The sequence below is a fragment of the Erwinia sp. STN24 genome (assembly GCF_041320675.1).
Classification (GTDB): domain Bacteria; phylum Pseudomonadota; class Gammaproteobacteria; order Enterobacterales; family Enterobacteriaceae; genus Erwinia; species Erwinia aeris.
The window spans coordinates 2,042,565-2,066,866 of record NZ_JBGGPM010000001.1 but is presented as its reverse complement, the minus strand read 5'-3'; the positions used below and the strand labels follow the sequence as shown (position 1 = coordinate 2,066,866).

Genomic DNA, 24,302 nt, shown 5'->3' with positions numbered 1-24,302 from the left:
CTCTGGCCGCTCTCCGACAACAAAACCTCGTTGAGACAGCGGGTTACGCTCTGTAATCATGGCCGGACAGAAAACAACCGACAGGATTTTGATATGGCGAATGCAACAAAACCAGCGCGTAAAAAATTCCGCGTCGCGGTTTCCGGCGCAACGGTAGATGGTCGGGAGATCCAGCCTCAACACCTGCGCGAAGCGGCGGCTAATTACAGTCCGGGTGTATATGCCGCGCGGGTCAACGTCGAACATTATCTTTCGCCGTTCCCGGATAGCGACTTTGCAGCGATGGGCGACGTTGTGGCACTGAGCGCAGACGATATTACCGAGGGGCCGCTTGCCGGTAGGACGGCGCTCTATGCAGAAATTGAGCCTACAGACCGAATGAAAACGATGACCGGCGAAGGGAAAAAGGTCTATTCAAGTATCGAGCTGCATCCGCAGTTTGCGCTAAACGGCAAAGCCTACGTTGTGGGCCTGGCAATGACTGATACGCCTGCAAGTCTGGGCACCGAACGCCTGAAGTTTGCCGCGCAGCAGCGTCAGCAGGTGCAGGCATTCCATCAGCGACAGGGCGAACCGGCCATGTTTACAGAAGCCATTGAAGCCGAGTTAATCGAGCTGTCAGAACAGCGCAGGGATGAGGGGCGACAGTGGTTTGGGCGTGTAATGGGGATTATCGGTAAGGGCCGCAAATCCGACGGCGAACAGTTCAGCCAGGTGCGCGAAGCCGTGGAAAGCGTTGCGCAATCCCATGCTGATCTGCTCGATAGCGTCAACAGCCTGGCGCAGCAGCGCCAGCAGGACAGCCAGACCATCACAAAACTGACAGCCGATCTGGCTGCGCTGACCGGCAAACTGGAAACACAGGACAACAACTTTTCTCAGCGCCAGCCCGCCAGTGGCGGCAATGCTGGCGGCCAGCTGGCTGATTTCTGAGAACCAACGCGAGAAACAGGATAAATGGAAAACTCTACCCGCAGTCTCTATAACCAGTACATTGCCCGTCAGGCGCAGCTGAACGGCGTGCAGCCGGGCGACGTCGCGCAAATGTTCAACGTTGATCCGGCCGTTCAGCAGCGCCTCGAAAAAGCTGCGATGGAAAGTGACGAATTTCTGAAAAAGATTAACGTATTTCCAGTAAAGGCACAGGAAGGGCAAAAAATCCTGATTGGCAGCAAAGGGCCGATCGCCAGCACTAATAACAGTAGTGACGGCTCAGCCCGTCGCCAGCCTGTTGATAACCATTCAAAAGAGCCAAACAGCTACCACTGCCGCAAGATTAACTACGATTCCGGGCTGGGCTATGCACAGCTTGACACCTGGTCAATGCAGCCGAATTTTCAGGCGTTGATCAGCCAGGCTAATGCCCAACAGATTGCGCTCGATCGCATCATGATAGGATTTAACGGCACGAAGTACGCTGAAAAATCTGACCGCGCTGCCAATCCGCTGCTTCAGGATTGCGGCGTTGGCTGGCTGCAAAAGATCCGCAACGAGGCGTCACACCGCATCATCAAAGACGTTACCCTTACGTCGCGTGATGAAGACAACAAAATCGTTGCTAAAGGCACCTACGGTAATTTAGACACCGCTGTTTTCGACGCCAAAAACAGCCTATTAGAATCGTGGCACCGCAAGGCGCCGGATCTGGTTGTGATCATGGCATCTGATCTGCTGACGGCCAGCAACTTTCCGAAACTCAACGCGCTAAGCCAGAGCAACCCGAACAGCGAACTTATTGCCGCCCAACTGATTGTTAGTCAGGAAAAAGTAGGCGGGCTGCCGACGTTCTTTGCACCTTACTTCCCGTCAAACGGCGTGCTGATCACCTCGTTTAAAAACCTGTCGATTTATTACCAGCTCGGCGCGCTGCGCCGCAGCATCGTTGAGGAACCGCATTACAACCGCATTGCGACGTATCAGTCGTCTAACGATGATTTTGCCGTTGAGGATTACGGCAAGGTGGCGTTTATTGACGGCATCCAGTTTGCGACGGCGGAATAACAGCGAAGGCGGGAATATCCGCCGGACGGGGAGAAGTTAAGATGCAGACACCGGCACAACGACATTTTCAGCGGGTCATGGCCGAGCGCCGGGGCCTGGCTGACGAAGAAAGCGATATTCAGCGCACGGCCCATGAGCAGATCCTGCACCGGCTGCGTCTCGATCAGTCGCGACTGAAAGGTGTGCAGTCAGACGCAACAAAAGCCGAAATGAAAGCGGCGATGCTGCCGGAATATGCGGGATGGATCGAGGGAACGCTGGACGGCGACAGCGGGCGCCAGGATGAGGTTATCAGCACGCTGATGGTGTGGGCGATTGACTGTCAAAATTACGCGCTGGCGCTCGCGCTGGGCAGCTATGTGATCCGTCATGGCCTGACGCTACCCGACAATTTCAACCGCGACGCGGCAACATTTTTCACCGAAGAGATCAGCAATCCAGTACTAACGCTGGCCGCTGCGGATATTGACGCTGATTTGTCCGGGTTTACTGCCGTGTTGGATGAAGTCGCAGAGATCACCGCCGAAAGTGATATGCCGGACGTCGTGCGTGCCAAGCTGTGCAAAGCACGCGCGGTTTCGCGTCGCGGCGCCAGCGATGCTGATACAAAAACGGCGATGCTGAGGCTTTATCGCGAGGCAATGACGCGTAACCCGAACGCCGGAGTGAAAAAAGAAATCGGCGTGCTGACCCGCGACCTGAAAAAGTTGCCTGCCGACAGCGTACCGGCAGACACTGACGGAGCTGTGATAGTCACTGCACCGGCGCCAGCTGCCGCAAAAACAACCGTGCGCAAACCCACGCGTGTCCGTAAAACGGGCAAAACCGCCGCCCGCAAAGGTAAGAATTAACGACTTCGGCCCCGTCCGGCAGGCGGCGCGAGCAGTTATCTGCCCGCTCCTGGTCTTTTGACCGTTCGCCCACCGCCTGATTTTTCAGGAGATCTGAGTATGAGCCTGGTAGCGCGTAAGTCTGTTTTGCCCGCTGAGGGTGACATTGCTGACGTCGATGATGGCGACGCGACAATCGCCGCTGGCGATTTCTGGCCGGTAATTAGCCTGCGTGAATTGCGCCTTGCTGCGCGGATTACCGGCGGCGTCACCACGTCGCGCCTGATGCATGTTGCAACCGAAGCCGTGGCACATGTCACAAAGCAGCTGCGTGACTGGCAGGCCGGGCAGCAGGCATCCGGCTACAGCACTTTGCAGGCTGTCCCGGCACAGCAGATTAATGATGAGAGCATAAAGGTGTGGAGCTACCGGCGCGCCGTCTATTCCATTGCCCGTGCGCTGGTACTGGAAGGCTACAGAGACGTTGATACCACCGCAAAGGGCGACAAAGAAGCCGCCGCCCTGGATTTACAGCGCGACGATCTCTGGCGCGATGCGCGCTGGAGTATCGCTGATATTCAGGATGCGCAACGACTGTTTGCGGAGCTGTGCTGATGAAAGTCAGAGCGCATCAGGGTGACACCGTAGATCTGCTTTGTTATCGCCACTATGGCACCACACAGGGCGTAACAGAAACTGTACTCGCAGCCAATCCGGGCCTGTGCAATCAGGTTTTTCTGGCGGCTGGTCAGCGGGTCGAACTGCCGGAAATCGCCAGGCAGGCAGAGCAAAAGAGAGTACAGCTATGGGATTAACAGAGTTTCAGCGCCTGAATGACTGGGTAGCGTTTGCGATGTCAGCCATGGTTACAGGCATCGGTATTATGACCATCAGCGAAAAAATTGCGCTGGCCGGTCTGTTAGTAGGGCTGGTTACGGCTGCGCGGGCCTGGCTGCACCGCCAGAGGATTGAACGCGCGCAGCGGCGACGCAATGAATTGATCAGCCAGATACTGGAGAACACCGATCGGCTTGCGCTGAGTGAGTCAGAGCAGCAGGCGCTGGCACTGTTAAAGGAGATCAGAAACAGCAATGAAACCGATTATTAAACGTTGCGCCATCGCATCAGTTGTTGCGTTGGGCATAACGCTCAGCCCGGATGCATTGCGCTCGTCACCTGAAGCCCAGCAGAAAATCGCTGGCTGGGAGGACTGTCGAAAAACGCCGTATCGTTGCATCGCAGGCGTCGCGACAGTGGGCATTGGTTCGACTAGTAATGTGGAGCAGCGCGAATACAGCGAGCAAGAGATCGCGCAACGATGGATTAACGATATGCAGCACGCTGAAAACTGCATTAATAAAAACTTTGCCGGTGAGCTGATGCCGCAGTCAGCTTTTGAGGCAATGGCCGACGCCGCGTTTAACGTTGGCTGTACGGGCCTGATGTGGTTTACAGACCGCCAGCACCGCCAGCGGCGCACGACAATCTGGCGGCATGCGCAGGCGTACGAATGGGCGGCGATGTGCAACAGGCTGACCGATTTTGTGAACAGCGCCGGGAAACGCAGTGCGGGCCTGGCTAACCGCCGCCAGGACTTTAAGGCCTGGTGCCTGCGCGATGTGGAGGCACCACGGTGAAGCTGCTGACAACCGTGCTCGCCATCCTGTTGCTAGTCGCGTTGCAGTCGGCAGGGTTTTACTGCGGCTATAAGCGCGGCCTGAACGAGGCAGAAATTGATTATACCCGCAGCCGCCTGCGCGACAGCGAGGCGGCGATCGACGAAATGCGCTGGCTGGTTGCTGAAAGCCGTGCGGCATTATTGGCCGTGCAAGAGAGCGAAAGGAAACGCAATGAAGATGGGGAGGCAAGGCGTGAAAAAATTCAGGCAGCAATACAAAGTGATGGCTGCGCCGGTACTGTTGTGCCTGCTAACGTCAGTAACGAGCTGCTCCGGCGAAAAACCGCTGGTTCAGACGCGGATAATACGCGCTCAGGTGCCGGAAAGTTTGACCACGCCGACGCCAGCGCCGCAGCTGGCAACGCCGGTAACGTGGGGCGTGATAGCAATCTGGAGTGATCGTCTGCGCGACGCGCTGGACGCGTGTAACGCAGATAAAGCCGCCATCGCCGGACTGGAAAGCCAGCATAAAAATTAAGGAGGCGCCATGCTGAAAACCGATTCATTACGCGAAGCGCTGACGCGCTCAAACAAATGGTGCCGGGCAAACCCGGAGGCATTCACCGTTTTTATTGAAGAGGGCAATATCGAGACGACCGGCGGAACCCCGTCGTTTATGTATCGTTATACCCTGGTGCTGTTTGTGATGAATTTCGCCGGAGACCTGGACGCGTTCACGCTGCCGCTGATGGCGTGGCTCTGGCATAACCAGCCCGATCTGCTGCTGAATCCGCAGAAAAACAGCGGGATAAAATTCACGACGCTTATTAACAACGACGATACGGCCGATGTTCTTTTTGAGTTGCCGATCCGTGAACGCGTTCGCGTCTCGCTTGACGATGCGGGTATTCCGCACGCTGAGCACCTGCCGGAGCCGCGTCCGCGCATCCCGTCAGCACGCGGTGACTGGAGCACTGTTTTTGATGGCATGATGTGGGAGGCTGACGCGTGAGCAGCGATCTTTTCCGCGAGCTGGATCGAGTATTCAGCGACGTGCTGATCGGCACGTCGCCAGCCGGTCGCACGCGCACTTTACGCGCGGTCGGTCAGGCGCTGCGCCGCAGCCAGCAGCAACGCATCAGGGCGCAGAAAAATCCGGACGGCTCGCCATATCACGCGCGCCGCCGCCGCGTGCTGCGCTCGCAGCAGGGCATTAAATTTATCTGGCAGGGAGAACTGCGCAGCCTGAAAAACTGGCACGGAGGACGCGGACGGCACGGCCGCACGCTGACCGGATTTGGCGAGGATCGCAACGGCATCAGAACGTTTTACCGTGCCGATATTGAACGCTATATCGAAATCAACACGCAGGCCGTGCGCAAATCCGTTAATAAAAAATCACCGCTGTTCCAGCGCCTGCGCGGTTATCGCTTTCTGAAAATGCAGACGGACAGTAACAGCGCCAGTGTGGGCTATGGCGGCGTGGCCGCCCGCATTGCCCGCGTGCATCAGTACGGCCAGCGCGATCAAATCGGGCCGGGCGCCTTTGCGAAATACCCGGTGCGCGAGCTGTTGGGCTTCACGCTGGCTGACGAGCAGGCAATACAGGAGCAGGTGATCAACAGCCTGGGGAGCGCAGCACAATGAATGCTGAACTGATGCGCCTGCTGGAAAATATTTTTCGTGTCGGCGTCGTGTTTGCTGTTGATGAAAAAAAATGGCGAGTACGCGTGCGCAGCGGCGAGCTGGAAACCGGCTGGCTGCGCTGGAGCACCGCCCGCGCCGGGGCGTTTAATGTCTGGGTACCGCCGTCCGTGGGTGAGCAGGTCTGGCTGGGCTGCATCGGTGGCAACCCTGAAACCGCATTCATCATCGGAAGCGCATACAGCAACGATAACCCTGCACCCGGCGACAGCACAAAAGAGATCGTTATCACGGCACCAGATGGCGCCCGTTTCAGTTATGACGCCGACGCCGGGGCGCTGGAAGCGCAGGGCATGAGAACGGCGCATATTCAGGCATCCGCCCGCATCACGCTGGAAACGCCGCTTGTCGAATGCACAAAACATCTGAAAACGCGGACGTTTGAACTGACAGACGGCGGCACGCTGGCTGGCGACGTTGTGCACTCCGGCGGCGCGCTGTCGTCAAATGGGGTCGTTGTTCATACGCACGTGCATGACAGGGTACAGAGCGGCCTCAGCAGAACCGGAGGCCCACAATGACAGTGCGTTATACAGGCATGAATCCTGTTGGCACAGGATTGCTGACTGACGCAGATCAGCTGTGGAGCGCCGTGCGTGATGTGCTGACGACGCCGCTCGCCAGCCGCATCATGCGCCGAGAATACGGCAGCCTGATCCCTGATTTACTGGACGAGCCGCAAAATGATGTGACGCGCCTGCGCTGCATGAGCGCGGCGGTTATTGCGTTGGCGAGATGGGAACCGCGCATTGCGCTGAATGCGATTGATATCGCTTGGTCGAAAACCGGTGCCGTCACGGCTGAACTGAGCGGCATTATCACTGAAACCATGCAGACAGCAGCTACATCCCTGACGCTGAGGAATGATAATGGCAACAGTTGACTTATCGGAGCTGCCGCAGCCGCAGATCATCGAAACGCTGGATTTTGAAACCATCCTCAGCGACGTAAAAGCCGTGATGATTGCGGCGTTTCCGCAGGAGCAACAGACGTCGGTTGCCGCTGCGCTGGCGCTGGAGTCTGAGCCTCTGAACATTATCGTGCAGGTCATAGCGTATCGCGAGCTGATGCTACGGCATCGGATTAACGAGGGGGCTGCCGCGTGCATGCTGAGCCACGCTGTTTCTGACGATCTTGATAACCTGGCGGCAAATCTGGACACAAAACGCCTGGTCATTACTCCTGCAACAGAAGCCGCCGATGCGGTAATGGAGAGCGACAGCGTCTTCCGGCTGCGCGCGCAGGCGGCTTTTGATGGCCTGAGCGTGGCGGGGCCAACCGGCGCCTATGAATATTTTGCAAAAAGCGCGAGTGGTGAGGTTGCCGACGCAAAAGCGACGAGTCCGTCGCCCGCTGTAGTTATCGTGTCCGTGCTTTCTACTGCCGGTAACGGCACGGCCAGCGCAGAACTGCTGACAACCGTAGATGCGGCGTTGTCTGCTGACAACCGGCGCCCTGTTGCAGACAGGCTGACTGTGCAGGCCGCGGAAATCGTTAACTACCAGATTGAGGCGGTTCTTTATTTCTATCCCGGCCCGGAATCAGAACCCATTCACACCGCCGCGCGGCAGGCACTGGAAAAATGGCTCAGTGAACATCGCCGCATAGGTCGCGACGTCGCGCGATCTGCAATTATGGCTGCGCTGCATGTGCAGGGCGTGCAGCGTGTCGAACTGACAGCGCCCGCCGCCGATATCGTGATCGATGATACCCAGGCCGCGTACTGCACAGGCTTCACAATTAAGATCGGGGGCACTGATGAATAGCTTGCTGCCGCCGTCAGCCAGCGCATTTATGCGCAACACTGAGCTGGCGACAGGACGACTTACAGAAATTTCTGTTGAACTTCGCAAGCTGTGGAACTCCGCCGAATGCCCGACGGAGCTGCTGCCGTATCTGGCATGGGCGCTGTCAGTCGATCGCTGGGATAAAAACTGGACGGAACAAACAAAAAGACAGGTGATCAGGGCTGCATGGTTGATACACCGACAAAAGGGAACGTTCACGGCGTTGCGCAGCGTCGTCGAACCATTCGGCTATCTGATCCGAATTACAGAGTGGTGGGAAACAGGCGGCACGCCAGGCACGTTTCAGCTTGAAATTGGCATTCAGGAACAGGGCATAACAGAGGAAACATGGCCCGAGCTGGAGCGACTGATTAACGATGCGAAGCCATGTAGCAGGCACCTGACCGGCCTGATGCTATCACTGCAATCCTCCGGCACAATCCAGATCGGCGCTGCCTGCTGCCTGGGCGATGAATTAACCGTATACCCTTATATACCTGAGAGCATAACCGTAGGCGGCCCGTGCTATAGCGGGGCGGCAATCCATTTAATTGACACCATGGAGGTCACCGATGGCGACTAAATATTTTGCGCTGCTGACAAATATTGGTGCCGCAAAACTGGCAAATGCTGCTGCGCTGGGCGAGCAGCTGAAAATTACCGAAATGGCCGTAGGCGACGGCAGCGGAACGCTGCCGATGCCTGACGTGGCTCAAACAGCGCTGGTTAATGAACTGCGACGCGGCCCGCTGAATGCGCTGACAGTTGATCCGCTTAATGCCAGCCAGATTATTGCTGAGCAGGTGATCCCGGAGAGCGCAGGAGGGTGGTGGATACGTGAAATCGGATTGTTTGATGCGGCGGGCGATCTGATTGCTGTCGCCAACTGTGCGGAAACCTATAAGCCGCAGCTCGCCGAGGGCAGCGGGCGCACGCAGGTTATTCGCATGATCCTGATTGTCAGCAGCACTGATGCAATCACGCTGAAAATCGATCCGTCAGTAGTGCTGGCGACGCGGCAGTACGTGGACGATAACATTATTGAAACCAGGACGTATGCCAGCAAACTTTTGGGCGTGCATATGACAGACGGTAATGCACATCAGCAGTACCTTAAAATTGCGGATATCGGGAGTTACATTCCTGTCGGCGTGCCACTGCCTTACCCGGCGACTACCGCGCCGGACGGCTGGCTGAAGTGCAACGGCGCATCATTCAGCGCCACGGCCTATCCGTTGCTGGCGAAGGTCTATCCGTCGCTGAAACTGCCGGATTTACGCGGCGAATTTATCCGTGGCTGGGATGACGGGCGCGGCGTGGATAACGGGCGCGGCATTGGCACCACGCAGGGCGCAACCAGCATCCGCACTGCGGCGCTGGACTACTACGGCACTGACGACACAATGTCGTCGGCTACGGTGGGTACGGCTTTCAGCCAGGCAGAAAGCATCACCAACAGCCAGCCTGCCGGTGCAAGGTCGCCGGGCAATGGCATCCTGGGCGCAACGCTGACAGATAACACCATGTCGTGCGCGCAGTCGACGGCCGGAGTAACACCGGGCGGCGTATGGATTTCCATGCGCCCCCGAAACATCGCCTTTAACTACATTGTGAGAGCTGCATAATGGCTAAGATTACCCTGGACAAAAGTGGGCTGGCGAAGGCATCCGGCACGCTGACGGTTTATAACTTTGATGCCGAAAGCGGCGAATTCACTGGCGCAACGGATGAGTATTTAGCGCAGGGCGTCGGCGTACCGGCCTTTGCTTGCAGCAGCGCGCCACCGGCTATCGATGCAGGATTTGTCGCAGTTTACCGCGACGGCGGCTGGCTGACCGTTGCCGATCACCGTGGTGAAACGGTGTATTCCACTATCGACGGCTCGGCTACAGAAATCAACGCGCCGGGCGACTATCCGGCAGGTACCACCACGCAGGCACCGGCAACCGACCATGACCAGTGGGACGGGGAAAAATGGGTAACGGATACGGACGCGCAGCAGGCCGCAGCGGTACAGGCGGCAGAGGATGAAAAGGCCGCACGTATTGCCGAGGCCAACAGCACGACGCAGGCGTGGCAGACGCAGTTAAGGCTGGACATTATCACCGAGGCGGATAAGGCTTCGCTGGTTGCATGGATGAAATATGTGCAGGCTTTGCAGGCTGTGGATGCTACTACTGCCCCAACTATAGACTGGCCGCGCGCACCGACGCGTCATAAATAACGGTGCTGGTCATACACATCGGGGAACGTTATTTTTGACGGTACAGCAGCAATAAAAAAGCGGGCGATTTGCCCGCTTTGCTTTGCCGGATAGATAATCAGAGCAGCCCGGAAACCGTATCACTGGCGGTGTTATATGCAGTGGCGGCCTTATCTTTCAGTCCAGACAGCAGATCCCCAACAGATGACGCCTGAAGGCGTTCGCGTAGATCTTCATCGCAGCGCTGAAAACTTACAGCGAACTCAATCTTTTTCGCCTTGCCGTAACGATTAAATTCCGTGTGCGTGGCGTTCAACCCTGTGAGTACATACATGCCGTAAATCTGTCCCGCGCCGCTGATAAGCGGCCACGGGCGACCGGTATATGCCTGAGTTGCCAGCAGAGCCAGCGACACATCGCCGCCTGTGATTTCAGGATACAGGACGCCGTTCAGGTTAACTTGCGTTTCCCCCGCCCCAATATACTGCCAGGCCGCAGAGCGGTTAATGCGTTCGTTTTTGACGTGTCGCCATGCCAGCGAGTGCTGCAACTGCTGATAGGGGAGCGTCTTCAGTTCAAACACGAACATGCCATAAATCATCATCATGATATTTCTCCTAATCTCTGTCCCTGAAACTGCCACGGTTCAGCCGTCCGCGCCGGGCCAGTTCAGCGCTGACTGCATCGGCAACGATCCGGCCCAGTTCGCGCGCGTCCTGGCTCTCCACGCCGTGCAGGTGAACGTGAATATCTCCTGTAAAACCGGATGATGCGACTGGCGCGGCGTCTGCCGTGCGGCTGACAGGTAACAACTCCCTCTGACGGACAGGCAGTGACGCAGCCGTCACCGCCGGGCTGACGGCGCGACTAACAGGCGCGCTGACAAGACGTGATTCTTTCCACTCGCCGCGAACGGCCAGCGCGCGCGGCAGGTTCTTAAACACGATATCGCCAGGGCCGATACGTTTTTTAGTTTCGTCCAGCAGGCCGCCGGTATTGTCTGCAATTTTTTGCAGTCGCCGCTGAGTGCCTGCATTGCCTGTCAGCGGCGCTGCCGCAGCAGGCGCAGGGGCTTTGACTTCCGTTTTTTTCGGTGCGACCTTTGTCAGATCGCCCTGCAACAGCGCGACTTTATCCTGTAAAACAGCCATACGCTGCGCATCTTCAATCTTCTTCCGCGCGCGCTCCGCTTCATCTGGCAATACACCGAGTTTTTCCAGTATCCATGCCAGCGTATCCAGCAGCATTTTTGCAGGGGTCAGAACCAGCTGTAGTGCACCGCCCAAGACATTACCAAACACCGCGCCAGCACTGGCGCATTTATCAAGCGTATCTTTGCTTGATTCGACGGGAGACAGCAATCTTTTGAACCAGTTAAAAACTGCGCTCACACCGTTACCGATGGCGTCAAAAATGGGGCTAAATCTTGAAAATGACTCGCGCAGGGGTGCCAGCTTCTCCATAATTCCCGCCAGCACGCCAGAAAAGAACGCTTTGATAGGTTGCCAGTACCGCCAGATTAGCAGGCCGGCAATTACAAACGCGGCGCCGATCAGGCCGATCGGACTTAACAGAAATGACAGCGCACCGCCCAGCCCGGATACTGCCCCTGTTATCATGCCCCAGAGCGCTGGCAGGCCTGTCAGGCGCAGGGCCAGCCCGCCGATACCCCGCACCAGTCCGCCAACTGCTACGCCGGGCGACATAAAGACTGATAACAATATGCTCCGGAGCGGTGCCAGTATGCCCGGCAGTCTGCCTGCGCTGGCCGCCAGACCGGAAAACACTTTTGACCAGCCACCAATACGTGCCATAGCACTACCTGATGCGCTGCCCAAACCACTAAACAGTTTAATAGTGCCGCCCAGCCCGCGTCCGCCTGTCAGCAAAGTAAAACCGAGCTGGAGTTTCGCAAATGGCCCTGTTAGCAGGCCCAGCGCCAGCGCCAGTCCGCCTACAGCCGCTGTTAATGTCAGGATGCTGCCTGCGGCAAGTATCAACGATTGAGTTAATCGGGGGTTTTCTTTAACCCATGCGCTCACATTTGTTATGACGTCGCTCAGGCCCTGGGTCAGTTTACGAAGTGCCCCGTCAGTGGTTTCCTCAACCTGAATGCGCAAACCTTCCCATGCGCTGTCCAACTCTTTCAAATCGCCGCCCAGGTTGTCTGCCATCACCTTTGCAGCTTTACTGGCTTCTCCTTGCGCCTGTTTCAGTTCGCCAATCAGCTTTTGTAATGCGCCGGTGCCAGCGCCCTGAACCAGCGTTTGCAGGCCGACAAACGCCTCTTCACCAGCGATGTCTTTAAAAAATGAGATCTGATCGGTTTCGCCAAATTTTTTGGTTGCGTTAAACAGGTTTGTCAGCAAGGTTTCAATCGGCAGCATTTTGCCCGTCGAATCAGCAACAGAAACCCCCAGTTCGTCTAACGCGGTCTGCGCACGTTTGGTGGGTGACGCCAGGCGCGCGAGACTGGCACGCATTGCCGTACCTGCCATGCTGCCCCTGATGCCGTTATTCGCCAGTACGCCCGCCATCGCAGCAGCTTTTTCAACCTCAATCCCCAGCTTCGACATAACCGGCCCGGCGTAAACCATCGTTTCGCCCAACTGTCGCAGATCGGTGTTAGTGCGGGTAAATGCCCCGGTCAGCACGTCGCTGACCCTGTCCATTTCGCTGGCGTCCATGCTGAATTGCGCCAGCACGTTCGATCCGATATCTGCCGATTCGCCCAGCTCCATACCGCCCGCCAGCGCCATGTTGAGCACGCCGGGCAGCGCCGCCTGAATAGCCTGCGGCGTAAAACCGGCCATCGCTAAAAACGCCTGACCGCTGGCGGCGTCACGTGTGGTAAACGCGGTCTCAGCGCCCAGCTTTTTCGCCTGGTCGCGCAGCGCTCCTAACTGTGAGTCTCCCTTATCAAGACGCGTCAGCGCCTGCACGCGCGACATCTCTGCATCAAAACCAACAGCGGGCGCCAGAAAACGCCCACCCGCATAACCTGCCGCAGTGGCACCGGCAACGGCCATCGTCCCGCCGCCGCGCAGTTTACTGCCCGCCTGCTGCATACGGTCATGACGCGCGCGCGCCTGGGTGACGGCAGCCAGCCGTTGGCGCTGCCGTTCCAGCGTCTGGTTATATTGCTCTGTGCGTCTGATGGCGCTCTGAATAGTCCTGTCGCTGCCTGCAAGCGACACGCCGTGCGATTTCAGCGCCTGCGATGCCGCGCGCAGCTTGGTCATTTCCTGCGTACGCGTGGCGTTGAGCCGCTCCAGCTTCGCAGCCAGCGCCGCCATGTGCTCACGCTGCCTGTCTGTCAGCTGCGTGCCTTCCCGCTGTGCTTTATTCAGTCCGGCCAGCGTTTTACTGGCTTCATCAATCTGACGCGAAGTTTTCTGGACGCTTTCGCGCAGACGGTTGAATGTCCGGGAGTGACCGTCCAGATTTTTGATCGCGGACTGCGTTTTTTTGAGGGATTCAGATAAACCGCCCGCGCTCTGGCGGGCGGCATTGACCGGGCGGGTCAGTTTATCTATCGCGCTGAACGCGACGCGGATATTAAGGCTTTTCATCACTGGCTCCACTTCGGGCGGCCGCCCGTTCACGCCAGGCGATCACCTCACTCAGATCCATCGTGAGTATTTCCGAGGGCGGCCAGTTAAAAACGACAGCTATGTCTGCAACCAAATCGTTGATTTGGTCAAAATGCAACTGAGTTACTGACTCTCCGTCTCCGCCGCGTTCAATGCTCCAGGCTCCGCAGGCGTCAAAAAAGGGACAAGCGCCTCCGCCATGCTGACAAAATCGCGTGTATCCATCGCGTTAATCTCTGTAAATTTGAGGCGTGGAGAGGTGACGCGAGTCAGTAGCGTGGTGATGGAATCAACATCCATATTCAGAACGCTGACCAATTTGAGGCCGCGCAGAGATCCAGCCTGCTTAATTTCATCGGTGATCGTCACCTCCGTTATGCTGTTTTTATCACGCATAATCGGTGAGGTAAGGGTAACGGTGTTTTCTTTGGTCATTTTTAGACTCCGGGCGACCCGATCGGCCGCCATAATTAAAAGGGGTGAATATGGCAGGGATTAACCCATACCCAGCGCAGACATGATGCGATCCGGGTAAATATTTTTGCCGTCTTTCCGGTAAATGAAGTTCAGTAAATCGAATTCAAACAGCGGCTTGTCATCAATAGAGAGTTTGTAATAGGTGTTTTTCATCGTATAACTGACTGACGTATCTTCACCTTGCTTACTCTCTCCGCCGTCCATCTCAGTGATGCGACCGCGCAGCTCAACTTCTACCAACAGGCTTTCGCCGTCGGTGTAATACTCCCCGGCAAAACGAAATCGCGTCTCGTCAATATCGCCGCAATAATTCAGCAGCAGTGACTGCACCAGACCGCCGACAACCATCGTTGTATCCAGTGCGCCGCTGTCCAGACCGAGATCCACAGCAGCGGAACCGATCATCCCGCCACCCTGAAAATCTTCAGTCTTGCGCGTCAGTTTCGGCAGGGTTACAGATGTAACTTTACCGATACAGTTGCTGCCGTTCACAAAGCAGGTGAACAGACGCAGCTTATGAGGAACGGCCATTTATGCACCTCCCAGCGAAGAGAACGCCGATTCAAAATATTCATCGGTGAAGGTCTGATAGAGAGTCAGATCCTCCAGTGGCGGCACCGGCGTGTACTTGTATCTGATGCGTACCTGACCCTGGCGCAGACCTGTAGTCGGGTTATCGACGATATCAAACCAGCATTCGCCACCGATCAGTCGCCCTGAAGTGATCAGCGCAGAAAGTTTGCCGCTGATGCCGCTGACCACGTCCTTAGCGTTCGCCGGGGTTAGCGGTTCGTCCACAGCTTCAAACTGTGCTTCAGCAATGCTGTCGGCCAGAATCTGCGCAGTACGTGTATAAACTTCAAAGATGTAATCTTTGGTATCGGTAGTGCGGTTGCCCCAGAACCGGAAACCGTTCCGCTTAATCAGCGTGGTGATCTCTTTGCTGTTTAGTTCGTTTGCGTCGCTGTCCTCAGCCTGTAATGACCAGAACACGTCGCGTGAGATGCCCAACACGTTGCTGACAGCGACGTTAGACAGCGACTTATGCCAGCCCTGATTGTTGTCAATCAGCGCACGCAGGCCACACGCATACGCCGGGGCCGGGAATGTTTCGTTCTCGCCAGTCAGCGGGTTATAGGCGATGAAATCGGGCCAGATAAGCATCAGCTCGCGATATGCAAATTTTGCGCGATACGCGATAGCTTCTTTCATCGTCGTGCAGCCGCTGCAACCGGCATAGACAAACGCCCGCAGGTTCTGCGCAATGACGCACAGCGCGGAGGTCACTTCTTCCGTGTCGTAGTCTGGTGCGGCCAGAATGCGCGGACGATAGCCAACCTTCTGTTCAGCCGTCAGAAATGCGTACATGCCGGTATAGCTGCCGTCTTCTGCCGTGCCGCCCATGACGAGCTGCGCCTGCGTTTTACCGCCTTCCTCTTCCGTAGCTGCTGCCACGCGCACAACGATAATTTTCGGGCTTGCCTGGTCGGCAATGGCTTTCAGCGTCTTGTACAAAGAGCCGGTTTTACCGGCTTTGCCCAGTACGCTTTTTACCCGCGTAATCAGTACGGGAGTATTCAGGGGAAAGGTTTCCGCGTCGGCGTCATCGGCCACGGCAACTACACCAATGACACTGGATTCAATGTCATTAATGGCCGTTACCAGATCCGTATTTTCGCGAACGCGTACGCCGTGGAAACGTGTCTCAGACATATTTGCCACCTTACATTATTGAGTTCACGGTAATAATCATGCATACCCGCCATCGGTTCACGCGCTTATGGGTCTGCCCGACAGCTGACAACAAAAACCAATTTTGCATTACGTGCGCGCGTGGGATGCTGCGCCAAAAACGGGAGGCATATGGCAATTTCAGACCTGGCGGGAGTGCTGAGCGACGCGGCGAACAGCTATAACAATTCGCTTACAGAGGCGGTGAAAAGCCCGGCTTTTAGCATCACGATGGGCGGCAGTGTGCTGACGCAGCTTGATGAACGGATCGTTTCTCTGTCGCTGACGGACAATCGCGGCTTTGAAGCAGATCAGCTGACGATCTCAGTAGATGATGCGGACGGGCTGGTTGCGCTGCCACGGCGCGGCGCGGAGCTGGCTGTATCGATCGGCTGGCTGGGCGAACCGCTGATCTATAAAGGTTTATACACCGTTGACGAGGTATCGCACGGCGGCCCGCCTGACGTAATAAATATCACCGCCCGCAGTGCCGATTTTCGCGACGAGTTCAACGTTAAGCGGGAAGTATCCTGGCATGACGTAACCGTTGAGCGTGTCGTGTCAGCTATTGCGCGCCGCTATGAGCTGAAGGCGCAAATCAGCGAACAGCTGATGAATATTGAAATCGACCACGCTGACCAGACGCAAGAAAGTGATATGTCGTTTTTAACTCGCATGGCGGAAATGCTGGGCGCTATCGCCACGATTAAAAACGGCAGCCTGCTGTTTATCCTGCCCGGTGGCGGCGTCACCGCATCTGGCAAGGCGCTGCCATCTGCAAGCATTACACGCAGCAGCGGCGATCGGCACAGCTTTCGCATCGCCGACAGGGATGCATATACCGGTGTCCGGGCGTACTGGCTGGATCTGAATTTTGGCAAAAAGAAAAAGGTCAGCGTCAGGCGGCGCAAGCCCGCTAAGCCGAAAAAAGAGAAGAGTAGCAGCAGGGAAGGGGAATATATTGAAGGCGCGGACGGCAACGTTTATGTGATGCGCCGGACGTTCCAGAACGAAGAAGCCGCCCGGCGGGCGGCGGCGGCAAAGTGGCAGCAGTTACAGCGCGGCGCGGCGGAGTTTTCGATCACCCTGGCGCGCGGCCGCGCCGAGCTTTATCCAGAAATGCACGTTACGGTCAGCGGGTTCAAAGATGAAATAGATAGTCAGGACTGGCTGATCGCCCGCGCTGAGCATGTGATTGACGGGAACGGTCTCACAACACGGCTGGAGCTGGAAGCAAAAATATCTGACTGGATAGCAGAAACCGAATAAAATGTAATCGAGTTCAACCCCGCAGGGGAGCCATTACATTATGTTCAGATGTCCATTTTGCAGCGCTATGGCGCGCACCCGTACCAGCCGCCGGTTAACAGAAATGACGATCCGGCAGTATCACCAATGCCAAAACCTGGAATGCAGCAGAACGTTTACAACGCTCAATACCGTTGAGCGCGAAGTCACGCAGCGCAGTAATGCGCAGTCGCTACCACCTGACTTTGTTCCGCGCGATGCGTTTCCTGCATCACATTATGGTCGGGAACAGCTTAACCTTACTTTATGAGGTGTGAAATGGTTGTAAAAATTACTAGCAATCTTGATCAAATGAAGAAGAACTTAGAGGAATTATCTGAAATTAAAGAAATCTCTTTTGGTGAATTGTTTAATGAAAGCTTTCTTGCAAGTTGTTCCTCTTTTAATAATGTACAGGAATTGTTTGACAAATCTGGGTTTAAAGTAGAATCAATGGACGATCTTGCAGCTATACCTGATGACGAATGGGATGAATACATCGCTAAGCACACAACTTATAGCAACTGGAATGATATGCGTAATGGCGCAGTAGCGAATTATACTAGCCTACGACTTACACAGGGTTTTAAAAAACTTTAGTGTAAATGCGCCCACCACAGAGGCGGGCCTGCAAGCGATGTGGTCAATGAGTGGATAGGGTTCAAAATAAATCCTTTTATTTCAAGATGTTAAGTAAAATTAAAAAGCACCTTCGGGTGCTTTTTTTGTGTCCGCAGCCGCAGCCAGAGAAGCTAGTCTGGCAGAACCGGCGTCCAGTCTATCGGCTGCTCACCGTGCTGTTCCAGCCATTCATTGGTTTTGGAAAAGTGTCCGCAGCCAAAGAAGCCGCGATGGGCCGAAAGCGGAGAAGGGTGGGGCGCCTGTAAAACATGATGGCGCTGGCGATCGATAATGCTGCCTTTTTTCTGCGCGTGCGATCCCCATAGCAAAAACACCACGTTCTCGCGATGCTCGTTAATGACGGCAATCACGCGGTCGGTAAAGGTTTCCCAGCCGAAACGGGCATGTGAATGCGCCTGTCCCGCCTCCACGGTTAAGACCGTATTCAACAGCAGCACGCCCTGACGCGCCCAGCTTTCCAGAAAACCATGATTGGGACGCTGGAAGCCCGGAATATCGGTGACCAGTTCCTTATACATATTCACCAGCGACGGCGGCACGGCCACGCCGGGCAGCACCGAGAAGGCAAGGCCATGCGCCTGATTAGGGCCGTGATACGGATCCTGACCGAGGATCACCACTTTGACATCGCCCAGCTCCGTCAGGCGAAAAGCATTGAACACGTCCTTTTGCGGCGGATAAACGGTTTTTCCGGCCGCACGTTCTTTAGCCACCATCGATAACGTCTCGATGAAGTAAGGTTTCTCTTTTTCCTCTGCCAGCACATCGTGCCAGGTCAGCGTATTGACCATGTCCGCCTCCTTTAGGGTAATCAGGGTGTAGCTTAGCGCGGATCGCTACCGACACAAACTTAAAATAAAGTTTAAAAATACAAAAAAACCAGGAAAGAGCGGTGCGGTAAAGTTGAGATAAATCATAAAGTTGACGATATGTGCACAGTAAAGGACGCTCACTTTTTGATTTCGGTCAAAGCTGCCTGGTTTCCAGGCTGTTATATAGGTCGGATACAGATCAATTTTCTCTGCTGATATTTCATCAGCCACCAACCGCCTGGGAGGCAACAATGATTTCCGGAATCCAAATAACCAAAGCAACTAATCCAGCGCTAGTTAACTCTTTCTGGCTACTCGATAATGAAAAAGAAGAGGCTCGCTGCATCTGCGCCAAGGACAGCTATAAAGAAGATCAAATTGTACCGGTAAGCGATTTCGGCCAGTTTGAATACCGCGACGTACCGCTGGATATCCAGCCGCAGGTACGCGTAGAGGGTGGTCAGCACCTGAACGTTAACGTGCTGCGCCGTGAAACGCTGGAAGATGCCGTCAAACATCCGGAAAAATATCCGCAGCTGACGATCCGCGTGTCAGGCTACGCCGTGCGTTTCAACGCGTTAACGCCTGAACAGCAGCGCGATGTGATTGCTCGTACCTTTACTGCAAGCCTGTAAGAGAAAGACGGCTGCCTGAGGATAATAAGGCGGGCGCTGAAAATAACATCAGGGAAATATTATCTTAGTTTATTGAAATATAAGATGTAATTTAAAAACAAGGAAAGGGCCGCCCAGCTGCATGGCAGAAATCAGTATTTCAGGCAGAAAATCAGGTTAAACAGTAATAAATAAAATAAAAGATGTAAAAAAACCGCCCTGACGAGGGCGGTTTTTTGTTGGGCAGCGTATTTATTCAGCGCTGTCGGTTTTTGGCGCAGAGCTCGGCTTGCGACGCTTGCCAACGTTTTTGGCATCGCGATGGCGTTTCTTCACGCGCGGCTTCTCTTCGCTATCTTTCTTCTCTTTCTGCTCTTTACGCTTCGCCAGCACTTTCTTCGACGGCTTGCCGTTCAGCTTTTCGCTTGGCGCGCGCGTGGTTGGACGCAGCTCATCAATGGTGCGGGCCTTCAGGGGCTCGTTGACGTAGCGGCTGATTTTACCCAGCAGTAAAAAGTCATGCGCTTCCACCAGCGAAATCGCAGTGCCTTTTTTGCCCGCGCGGCCGGTACGACCGATGCGGTGCAGATAGGTATCCGCCGTGCGCGGCAGATCGAAGTTAAAGACGTGACTGACATCGTCAATATCGATGCCGCGCGCCGCGACGTCGGTAGCCACCAGCACGTTGACACGGCCATCGACGACACGCTTAATCGCTTCGTTACGCTTGAACTGCTCCAGTTCACCTTCCAGATAGCTGGAGTTGATACCGGCGTCGCGCAGCCAGCCGCACAGCTCATGCACACGCTCGCGCTTGCGCACGAAGATCACCGAACGGGTGACTTCCGGCTGTTTCAGCAGGTGAAGCAGCAGGGCGGTTTTATGCTTAACGTCATCGGCGCGGTAATACCATTGCAGGATCTTCTTACGCTCGCGGCGGGCGGGATCGGCTTCAATCTCGACCGGCTCGTTAAGCAGGCGCTCGGAGAAATCTTTAATCGCTTCGCCTTCCAGCGTGGCGGAAAAAAGCAGCGTCTGTTTACGCCAGCGGGTTTCCGCCGCGATAGTTTCGATATCCTGCGCGAAGCCCATATCCAGCATACGGTCGGCTTCATCCAGGATCAGCGTCTCTACCGCGCGACAGTCAAAGTTCTCTTCTTTGATGTATTGCAGCAGACGACCGGTGGTAGCGACTACCACGTCCTGGTTTTCGCTGAACACTTCCGCATGGTTCATATAAGCCACGCCGCCGGTGATGGTCGCGATATCCAGATGCGTGTTTTTCGCCAGCTCGCGAGCCTGATCGGCCACCTGCATCGCCAGTTCGCGAGTCGGTGTCAGGATCAGAATACGCGGCGGGCCGGATTTTTTGCGCGGGAAGTCCAGCAGATGCTGGAGCGCAGGCAGCAGGTAAGCCGCGGTTTTGCCTGTACCTGTTGGTGCCGAACCCAGAACGTCGCGACCCTCCAGTGCAGGCGGGATCGCAGCGGCCTGGATTGCCGTGGGGCGCGTGAAGCCCTTTTCCTGCAGGGCGTCCAGCAGGCTTTCATCAAGTTCGAGTTCGGAAAAAGTGGTTACAGTCATGGTCTACCTCAGTTTGGGGCGCTGATTATAGACAGATTGCGCGCGATCTTCATCTCTTTGTGTGGAATGAATGACTTTTCCTTGCATCTTAATTGTCCTATGCTAGCGCCGTTTCCCTTTCAGGTCGCTTAAATGTCACAACAAAAAGCGGTATTACGCCCTAACGGCTTTACCTTTAAACAATTTTTTATCGCGCACGATCGCTGCGCCATGAAGGTCGGCACCGACGGCGTGCTGCTGGGTGCCTGGGCGCCGGTGGCGGAAGCTACCGCCGTGCTGGATATTGGCACGGGCAGCGGCCTGATTGCGCTGATGCTGGCGCAGCGTACCGGTGAAAACGTCTGCGTGGAAGCGGTTGAGCTGGATGAGCAGGCCGCGCGACAGGCGCAGGAAAACGCGGCGGCATCTCCCTGGGCCGGGCGTATCCGCATCCATCAGGACGATATTCGCCACTGGACAAAACGGTGCGAGCGCCGCTACTCGCTGATTGTCAGCAATCCGCCCTATTTTGTACCGGGCAGCGAATGCGCCACGCCGGCACGTGCCTCGGCGCGCTCTACTACCGATCTGACACATGATGTTCTGCTGGCCTGCGCCGAAGAGCTGATCACCGAAGACGGTTTCTTTTGCGTGGTGCTGCCGACAGCGGCAGGCGATCGGCTGGTGGCACTGGCGCTACAGCGCGGCTGGCATCTGCGTTTTCGTACCGACGTTGCCGACAATGATAACCGGCCGCCTAACCGCGTGCTGTTGGCGCTGTCGCCTGAATCGGGCGAGCTTTTTCAGGACAGAATGACGATACGCGGGCCGGATCAGCGTTATTCAGAAGCGCATTGCAGCCTGACCCGCGACTTTTATCTTTTCCGTTAATCAGGGCGTCAGGATGGTCGGCCTGGCTTCCGCCAGCCGCTGGGGATAATCCAGCGTATAGTGCAGGCCGCGACTCTCTTTTCTTGCCATCGCGCAGCGCACCATCAGTTCCGCCACCTGCACCAGGTTACGCAGCTCCAGCAGATTATTGGAAATACGGAAGTTGGCGTAATACTCATCAATTTCCTGCTGAAGCAGGTTAATCCGGCGCAGCGCTCTTTCCAGCCGTCGGGTGGTGCGCACTATCCCCACGTAGTCCCACATAAAAAGCCGCAGCTCATGCCAGTTATGCTGAAGGATGACCTGCTCGTCCGAGTCGTCCACGCGGCTTTCGTCCCACGCGGGCAAATTATCTACCGGCCCAACGCGCTGAAGCCAGGTGGCGATATTCTCTGCCGCCGACCAGCCGTAAACCAGGCATTCCAGCAACGAGTTAGAAGCAAGACGATTGGCGCCGTGCAGCCCGGTATAGCTGACTTCGCCTATGGCATACAGGCCGTTCAAATCGGTGCGGCCATAGTGATCCACCATCACGCCGCCGCAGGTATAGTGCGCCGCCGGGACAATCGGGATCGGCTCCTTGGTCAGATCGAAACCCAGCGTCTTCAGCTTTTCGGCAATGGTCGGGAAGTGCGCCCTGACAAATTCCGGCGGTTTATGGCTGATATCCAGATACATGCAGTCCGCGCCCAGCCGTTTCATCTCATGATCGATGGCGCGGGCAACGATATCCCTTGGCGCCAGCTCTGCGCGCTCGTCGAAGTCAGGCATAAAGCGCGTGCCGTCGGGTCGTTTCAGCAGCGCGCCTTCGCCCCGTAACGCTTCGGTCAGCAAAAAGTTTCTCGCCTCGGGATGGTACAGGCAGGTCGGGTGAAACTGATTAAACTCCAGGTTAGCCACGCGACAGCCCGCGCGCCAGGCCATGGCGATGCCGTCGCCAGAGGCCACATCGGGATTGGTGGTGTACTGGTAAACTTTGGCGGCGCCGCCGGTCGCCAGCACTACCGCCCGGGCGCGGCAGGTTTCCACCTTTTCGCGTTTGCGGTTCCAGATCCAGGCGCCCACGACGCGGCGCTCGCCCGGCAGGCCGATTTTATCTGAGACGATCAAATCCACCGCGTTGCTGCGCTCAAGGATGGTAATGCCGGGATGGCTGAGTGCCTGGCTGACCAGCGTGGTTTCTACCGCGCGGCCGGTGGCGTCGGCGCTGTGCAGGATACGGCGATGGCTGTGGCCGCCTTCACGCGTCAGATGATAGCTGCTGTCCGTGTCCGCTTTATCAAATATCATGCCGTTATCGATTAGCCACTGCACACAGTGGCGGGCATTACTGGCGATAAAGGACACTGCCTCCCGATCGCAGAGGCCGTCACCCGCAATCAGCGTATCTTCCACATGTGAGGCAACGCTGTCGGTTTCATCGAAAACGGCCGCTATCCCGCCCTGGGCATACAGCGTCGAGCCTTCGTTGATCGGCCCCTTGCTTAATACGGTTACCCGCTGCTGGTCGGCCAGACGCAGCGCCAGCGACAGGCCTGCCGCACCGCTGCCAATAATTAACACGTCACAACTGTAATCGGATGCCAGAGTCATAGTGTTTAATTTACTAAACAGGTTGTTTGCTGAGCATAGCGCCGTTCGCAGAAGCAAAAAAGGTTTTTTTCTGTACAGCGCAAAAAACAGTGCCCCAGACCGTTCGGACTGGCCTGAAAAATGGCGGCCTTCCTGTACATCCCGCCGGGCCGGTTTATTATGATGAACCTGCAAGATTTAAAGATGAAAAAGCGGCTTTCTTAGAGTACTCTGCGGCGATGATGCACATGACACCACAAATATAACGGCGCAACGGAACTTTACTCATGACCATTACTCTAAGCGGATGCTTGCTCGAAAATTATGAGTTACGGGTAGTTCAAATACGCGTGGAAAAAGATTTGGGGAGACATTACCTCGGATGAGCGAGCAGTTAACGGATCAGGCTCTCGTAGAGCGAGTGCAGAAGGGAGATCAGCGGTCATTCAATTTACTGGTAGTGCGCTATCAGCATAAAGTGGCGAGCCTGGTTTCCCGCTACGTGCCCTCTGGAGATGTGCCTGACGTAGTGCAGGAATCATTTATTAAAGCCTATCGCGCGCTGGAGTCGTTTCGCGGGGATAGCGCTTTTTATACCTGGCTCTATCGGATAGCCGTCAATACGGCCAAAAATTACCTGGTTGCTCAGGGACGTCGGCCGCCCGCCAGCGATGTAGACGCTATTGATGCGGAAAACTTTGAAAGCGCTGGCGCGCTGAAAGAAATATCGAACCCTGAGAACTTAATGTTGTCGGAAGAATTAAGGCAGATGGTTTTCCGTACCATTGAGACGCTGCCCGAAGATCTCCGTATGGCGATCACGCTTCGGGAACTGGATGGGCTGAGCTATGAAGAGATAGCCGCCATCATGGCGTGTCCGGTGGGCACGGTTCGTTCCCGTATTTTCCGGGCTCGTGAAGCCATCGACAATAAAATTCAACCACTTATCCAACGCTAGCGATAGCGGACACAGGAAG

31 protein-coding genes are annotated in these 24,302 nt (G+C 55.9%); 22 read left to right on the top strand and 9 right to left on the bottom strand.

All coding sequences use genetic code 11. The features are described from left to right. Positions 1 to 93 precede the first annotated feature (93 nt). From ACA373_RS09845 to ACA373_RS09770, 16 genes are all read left to right on the top strand, one after another. Complete coding sequence (locus ACA373_RS09845; RefSeq protein WP_370734414.1) at positions 94 to 933, top strand: GPO family capsid scaffolding protein; 840 nt, start codon at positions 94 to 96, stop codon at positions 931 to 933. Between the two features lie 24 nt (positions 934 to 957). Further along, a complete protein-coding gene (locus ACA373_RS09840) occupies positions 958 to 2,001 on the top strand; it encodes a phage major capsid protein, P2 family (RefSeq protein ID WP_370734413.1) in 1,044 nt (347 codons plus the stop codon). Between the two features lie 41 nt (positions 2,002 to 2,042). Further along, positions 2,043 to 2,852, top strand: coding sequence for a phage terminase small subunit (gene gpM, locus ACA373_RS09835; protein WP_370734412.1), 810 nt, complete (start codon positions 2,043 to 2,045; stop codon positions 2,850 to 2,852). A 99-nt stretch (positions 2,853 to 2,951) separates the two neighbouring features. Further along, positions 2,952 to 3,446, top strand: a complete 495-nt coding sequence (locus ACA373_RS09830) for a head completion/stabilization protein (protein ID WP_370734411.1) — start codon at positions 2,952 to 2,954, stop codon at positions 3,444 to 3,446. Further along, positions 3,446 to 3,646, top strand: coding sequence for a tail protein X (locus tag ACA373_RS09825; RefSeq protein WP_370734410.1), 201 nt, complete (start codon positions 3,446 to 3,448; stop codon positions 3,644 to 3,646). Before ACA373_RS09830 ends, ACA373_RS09825 begins: the two co-directional genes overlap by 1 nt. After that, a complete protein-coding gene (locus ACA373_RS09820; RefSeq protein WP_370734409.1) occupies positions 3,637 to 3,939 on the top strand; it encodes a phage tail protein in 303 nt (100 codons plus the stop codon). The genes ACA373_RS09825 and ACA373_RS09820 overlap by 10 nt, the downstream gene beginning before the upstream one ends. Further along, a complete protein-coding gene (locus ACA373_RS09815) occupies positions 3,923 to 4,468 on the top strand; it encodes a lysozyme (protein ID WP_370734408.1) in 546 nt (181 codons plus the stop codon). Before ACA373_RS09820 ends, ACA373_RS09815 begins: the two co-directional genes overlap by 17 nt. Then, positions 4,465 to 4,908, top strand: coding sequence for a DUF2570 domain-containing protein (locus tag ACA373_RS09810; RefSeq protein WP_370734407.1), 444 nt, complete (start codon positions 4,465 to 4,467; stop codon positions 4,906 to 4,908). Before ACA373_RS09815 ends, ACA373_RS09810 begins: the two co-directional genes overlap by 4 nt. An 88-nt stretch (positions 4,909 to 4,996) precedes the next feature. Then, on the top strand, positions 4,997 to 5,461 hold the full coding sequence (locus tag ACA373_RS09805; RefSeq protein ID WP_370734406.1) for a phage tail protein: 465 nt from the start codon (positions 4,997 to 4,999) through the stop codon (positions 5,459 to 5,461). Further along, positions 5,458 to 6,096, top strand: coding sequence for a phage virion morphogenesis protein (locus ACA373_RS09800; protein WP_370734405.1), 639 nt, complete (start codon positions 5,458 to 5,460; stop codon positions 6,094 to 6,096). Before ACA373_RS09805 ends, ACA373_RS09800 begins: the two co-directional genes overlap by 4 nt. Next, positions 6,093 to 6,674: a phage baseplate assembly protein V gene (locus ACA373_RS09795; RefSeq protein WP_370734404.1), complete on the top strand. Its 582-nt coding sequence runs from the start codon at positions 6,093 to 6,095 to the stop codon at positions 6,672 to 6,674. Before ACA373_RS09800 ends, ACA373_RS09795 begins: the two co-directional genes overlap by 4 nt. Further along, on the top strand, positions 6,671 to 7,036 hold the full coding sequence (locus ACA373_RS09790) for a GPW/gp25 family protein (protein WP_370734403.1): 366 nt from the start codon (positions 6,671 to 6,673) through the stop codon (positions 7,034 to 7,036). Before ACA373_RS09795 ends, ACA373_RS09790 begins: the two co-directional genes overlap by 4 nt. Further along, a complete protein-coding gene (locus ACA373_RS09785; protein ID WP_370734402.1) occupies positions 7,023 to 7,919 on the top strand; it encodes a baseplate J/gp47 family protein in 897 nt (298 codons plus the stop codon). Before ACA373_RS09790 ends, ACA373_RS09785 begins: the two co-directional genes overlap by 14 nt. Further along, on the top strand, positions 7,912 to 8,523 hold the full coding sequence (locus tag ACA373_RS09780; RefSeq protein ID WP_370734401.1) for a phage tail protein I: 612 nt from the start codon (positions 7,912 to 7,914) through the stop codon (positions 8,521 to 8,523). Before ACA373_RS09785 ends, ACA373_RS09780 begins: the two co-directional genes overlap by 8 nt. Further along, the gene (locus tag ACA373_RS09775; RefSeq protein ID WP_370734400.1) at positions 8,513 to 9,565 is read left to right on the top strand and encodes a phage tail protein; all 1,053 of its coding nucleotides are present in this window, start codon (positions 8,513 to 8,515) and stop codon (positions 9,563 to 9,565) included. The genes ACA373_RS09780 and ACA373_RS09775 overlap by 11 nt, the downstream gene beginning before the upstream one ends. Next, on the top strand, positions 9,565 to 10,164 hold the full coding sequence (locus ACA373_RS09770; RefSeq protein WP_370734399.1) for a tail fiber assembly protein: 600 nt from the start codon (positions 9,565 to 9,567) through the stop codon (positions 10,162 to 10,164). The genes ACA373_RS09775 and ACA373_RS09770 overlap by 1 nt, the downstream gene beginning before the upstream one ends. A 97-nt stretch (positions 10,165 to 10,261) precedes the next feature. Here the strand turns inward: ACA373_RS09770 and ACA373_RS09765 are convergent, their stop codons facing one another. From ACA373_RS09765 to ACA373_RS09740, 6 genes are read right to left on the bottom strand one after another with little or no spacing between them, the layout of a single operon-like run. Then, complete coding sequence (locus ACA373_RS09765; protein ID WP_370734398.1) at positions 10,262 to 10,750, bottom strand: phage tail protein; 489 nt, start codon at positions 10,748 to 10,750, stop codon at positions 10,262 to 10,264. A gap of 10 nt (positions 10,751 to 10,760) precedes the next feature. Next, positions 10,761 to 13,715 carry a phage tail tape measure protein gene (locus ACA373_RS09760; protein WP_370734397.1) on the bottom strand — a complete coding sequence of 985 codons (2,955 nt, stop codon included), beginning with the start codon at positions 13,713 to 13,715 and terminating at the stop codon, positions 10,761 to 10,763. Beyond that, entirely contained in the window at positions 13,702 to 13,854 is a 153-nt protein-coding gene (locus ACA373_RS09755) for a GpE family phage tail protein (protein ID WP_370734396.1), read from the bottom strand. Before ACA373_RS09755 ends, ACA373_RS09760 begins: the two co-directional genes overlap by 14 nt. 5 nt (positions 13,855 to 13,859) lie before the next feature. Beyond that, positions 13,860 to 14,171: a phage tail assembly protein gene (locus ACA373_RS09750; protein WP_370734395.1), complete on the bottom strand. Its 312-nt coding sequence runs from the start codon at positions 14,169 to 14,171 to the stop codon at positions 13,860 to 13,862. 60 nt (positions 14,172 to 14,231) lie between these two features. Next, positions 14,232 to 14,744, bottom strand: a complete 513-nt coding sequence (locus tag ACA373_RS09745) for a phage major tail tube protein (protein WP_370734394.1) — start codon at positions 14,742 to 14,744, stop codon at positions 14,232 to 14,234. Next, complete coding sequence (locus tag ACA373_RS09740) at positions 14,745 to 15,926, bottom strand: phage tail sheath subtilisin-like domain-containing protein (protein WP_370734393.1); 1,182 nt, start codon at positions 15,924 to 15,926, stop codon at positions 14,745 to 14,747. 150 nt (positions 15,927 to 16,076) lie between these two features. Here ACA373_RS09740 and ACA373_RS09735 point away from each other — a divergent pair, with 150 nt between their 5' ends. The 3 genes from ACA373_RS09735 to ACA373_RS09725 are packed head-to-tail and all read left to right on the top strand — an operon-like array spanning position 16,077 to position 17,831. Next, a complete protein-coding gene (locus ACA373_RS09735) occupies positions 16,077 to 17,213 on the top strand; it encodes a phage late control D family protein (RefSeq protein ID WP_370734392.1) in 1,137 nt (378 codons plus the stop codon). A 40-nt stretch (positions 17,214 to 17,253) separates the two neighbouring features. Continuing rightward, positions 17,254 to 17,502 (top strand): ogr/Delta-like zinc finger family protein, encoded by a 249-nt coding sequence (locus tag ACA373_RS09730; protein WP_370734391.1) that lies wholly within the window; start codon positions 17,254 to 17,256, stop codon positions 17,500 to 17,502. An 8-nt stretch (positions 17,503 to 17,510) separates the two neighbouring features. Then, a complete protein-coding gene (locus tag ACA373_RS09725; protein ID WP_370734390.1) occupies positions 17,511 to 17,831 on the top strand; it encodes a hypothetical protein in 321 nt (106 codons plus the stop codon). A gap of 152 nt (positions 17,832 to 17,983) precedes the next feature. Here the strand turns inward: ACA373_RS09725 and ung are convergent, their stop codons facing one another. Beyond that, complete coding sequence (ung, locus tag ACA373_RS09720) at positions 17,984 to 18,664, bottom strand: uracil-DNA glycosylase (RefSeq protein WP_253459156.1); 681 nt, start codon at positions 18,662 to 18,664, stop codon at positions 17,984 to 17,986. A 272-nt stretch (positions 18,665 to 18,936) separates the two neighbouring features. Between ung and grcA the strand changes: the two genes are divergently transcribed. Further along, the gene (gene grcA / locus ACA373_RS09715; protein WP_253459159.1) at positions 18,937 to 19,320 is read left to right on the top strand and encodes an autonomous glycyl radical cofactor GrcA; all 384 of its coding nucleotides are present in this window, start codon (positions 18,937 to 18,939) and stop codon (positions 19,318 to 19,320) included. 231 nt (positions 19,321 to 19,551) lie between these two features. Here the strand turns inward: grcA and srmB are convergent, their stop codons facing one another. Then, the gene (gene srmB, locus ACA373_RS09710) at positions 19,552 to 20,883 is read right to left on the bottom strand and encodes an ATP-dependent RNA helicase SrmB (protein WP_253459161.1); all 1,332 of its coding nucleotides are present in this window, start codon (positions 20,881 to 20,883) and stop codon (positions 19,552 to 19,554) included. Positions 20,884 to 21,015: 132 nt separating this feature from the next. Between srmB and ACA373_RS09705 the strand changes: the two genes are divergently transcribed. Next, positions 21,016 to 21,753, top strand: coding sequence for a tRNA1(Val) (adenine(37)-N6)-methyltransferase (locus ACA373_RS09705; RefSeq protein WP_253459164.1), 738 nt, complete (start codon positions 21,016 to 21,018; stop codon positions 21,751 to 21,753). On the opposite strand, the gene nadB is transcribed toward ACA373_RS09705, so the two are convergent. Further along, positions 21,754 to 23,346, bottom strand: coding sequence for an L-aspartate oxidase (gene nadB, locus ACA373_RS09700; RefSeq protein ID WP_369895842.1), 1,593 nt, complete (start codon positions 23,344 to 23,346; stop codon positions 21,754 to 21,756). Between the two features lie 361 nt (positions 23,347 to 23,707). On the opposite strand from nadB, the gene rpoE reads away from it, so the two are divergent. Beyond that, entirely contained in the window at positions 23,708 to 24,283 is a 576-nt protein-coding gene (gene rpoE / locus ACA373_RS09695) for an RNA polymerase sigma factor RpoE (protein WP_125289469.1), read from the top strand. Positions 24,284 to 24,302: the final 19 nt, after the last annotated feature.

Bases quoted from the DNA above. Each gene is read 5' to 3' on its own strand.
- ACA373_RS09840 (WP_370734413.1), top strand. From the start codon at position 958: ATGGAAAACTCTACCCGCAGTCTCTATAACCAGTACATTGCCCGTCAG.
- ACA373_RS09765 (WP_370734398.1), bottom strand. From the start codon at position 10,750: ATGATGATGATTTATGGCATGTTCGTGTTTGAACTGAAGACGCTCCCC.
- srmB (WP_253459161.1), bottom strand. From the start codon at position 20,883: ATGACTGTAACCACTTTTTCCGAACTCGAACTTGATGAAAGCCTGCTG.
- ACA373_RS09780 (WP_370734401.1), top strand. From the start codon at position 7,912: ATGAATAGCTTGCTGCCGCCGTCAGCCAGCGCATTTATGCGCAACACT.
- rpoE (WP_125289469.1), top strand. From the start codon at position 23,708: ATGAGCGAGCAGTTAACGGATCAGGCTCTCGTAGAGCGAGTGCAGAAG.
- ACA373_RS09815 (WP_370734408.1), top strand. From the start codon at position 3,923: ATGAAACCGATTATTAAACGTTGCGCCATCGCATCAGTTGTTGCGTTG.
- ACA373_RS09725 (WP_370734390.1), top strand. From the start codon at position 17,511: ATGGTTGTAAAAATTACTAGCAATCTTGATCAAATGAAGAAGAACTTA.
- ACA373_RS09740 (WP_370734393.1), bottom strand. From the start codon at position 15,926: ATGTCTGAGACACGTTTCCACGGCGTACGCGTTCGCGAAAATACGGAT.
- ACA373_RS09820 (WP_370734409.1), top strand. From the start codon at position 3,637: ATGGGATTAACAGAGTTTCAGCGCCTGAATGACTGGGTAGCGTTTGCG.
- grcA (WP_253459159.1), top strand. From the start codon at position 18,937: ATGATTTCCGGAATCCAAATAACCAAAGCAACTAATCCAGCGCTAGTT.
- ACA373_RS09705 (WP_253459164.1), top strand. From the start codon at position 21,016: ATGTCACAACAAAAAGCGGTATTACGCCCTAACGGCTTTACCTTTAAA.
- ACA373_RS09735 (WP_370734392.1), top strand. From the start codon at position 16,077: ATGGCAATTTCAGACCTGGCGGGAGTGCTGAGCGACGCGGCGAACAGC.
- ACA373_RS09760 (WP_370734397.1), bottom strand. From the start codon at position 13,715: ATGAAAAGCCTTAATATCCGCGTCGCGTTCAGCGCGATAGATAAACTG.
- ACA373_RS09730 (WP_370734391.1), top strand. From the start codon at position 17,254: ATGTTCAGATGTCCATTTTGCAGCGCTATGGCGCGCACCCGTACCAGC.
- ACA373_RS09805 (WP_370734406.1), top strand. From the start codon at position 4,997: ATGCTGAAAACCGATTCATTACGCGAAGCGCTGACGCGCTCAAACAAA.
- ACA373_RS09775 (WP_370734400.1), top strand. From the start codon at position 8,513: ATGGCGACTAAATATTTTGCGCTGCTGACAAATATTGGTGCCGCAAAA.
- ACA373_RS09830 (WP_370734411.1), top strand. From the start codon at position 2,952: ATGAGCCTGGTAGCGCGTAAGTCTGTTTTGCCCGCTGAGGGTGACATT.
- ACA373_RS09825 (WP_370734410.1), top strand. From the start codon at position 3,446: ATGAAAGTCAGAGCGCATCAGGGTGACACCGTAGATCTGCTTTGTTAT.
- ACA373_RS09790 (WP_370734403.1), top strand. From the start codon at position 6,671: ATGACAGTGCGTTATACAGGCATGAATCCTGTTGGCACAGGATTGCTG.
- ACA373_RS09745 (WP_370734394.1), bottom strand. From the start codon at position 14,744: ATGGCCGTTCCTCATAAGCTGCGTCTGTTCACCTGCTTTGTGAACGGC.
- ACA373_RS09770 (WP_370734399.1), top strand. From the start codon at position 9,565: ATGGCTAAGATTACCCTGGACAAAAGTGGGCTGGCGAAGGCATCCGGC.
- nadB (WP_369895842.1), bottom strand. From the start codon at position 23,346: ATGACTCTGGCATCCGATTACAGTTGTGACGTGTTAATTATTGGCAGC.
- gpM (WP_370734412.1), top strand. From the start codon at position 2,043: ATGCAGACACCGGCACAACGACATTTTCAGCGGGTCATGGCCGAGCGC.
- ACA373_RS09795 (WP_370734404.1), top strand. From the start codon at position 6,093: ATGAATGCTGAACTGATGCGCCTGCTGGAAAATATTTTTCGTGTCGGC.
- ung (WP_253459156.1), bottom strand. From the start codon at position 18,664: ATGGTCAATACGCTGACCTGGCACGATGTGCTGGCAGAGGAAAAAGAG.
- ACA373_RS09845 (WP_370734414.1), top strand. From the start codon at position 94: ATGGCGAATGCAACAAAACCAGCGCGTAAAAAATTCCGCGTCGCGGTT.
- ACA373_RS09750 (WP_370734395.1), bottom strand. From the start codon at position 14,171: ATGACCAAAGAAAACACCGTTACCCTTACCTCACCGATTATGCGTGAT.
- ACA373_RS09785 (WP_370734402.1), top strand. From the start codon at position 7,023: ATGGCAACAGTTGACTTATCGGAGCTGCCGCAGCCGCAGATCATCGAA.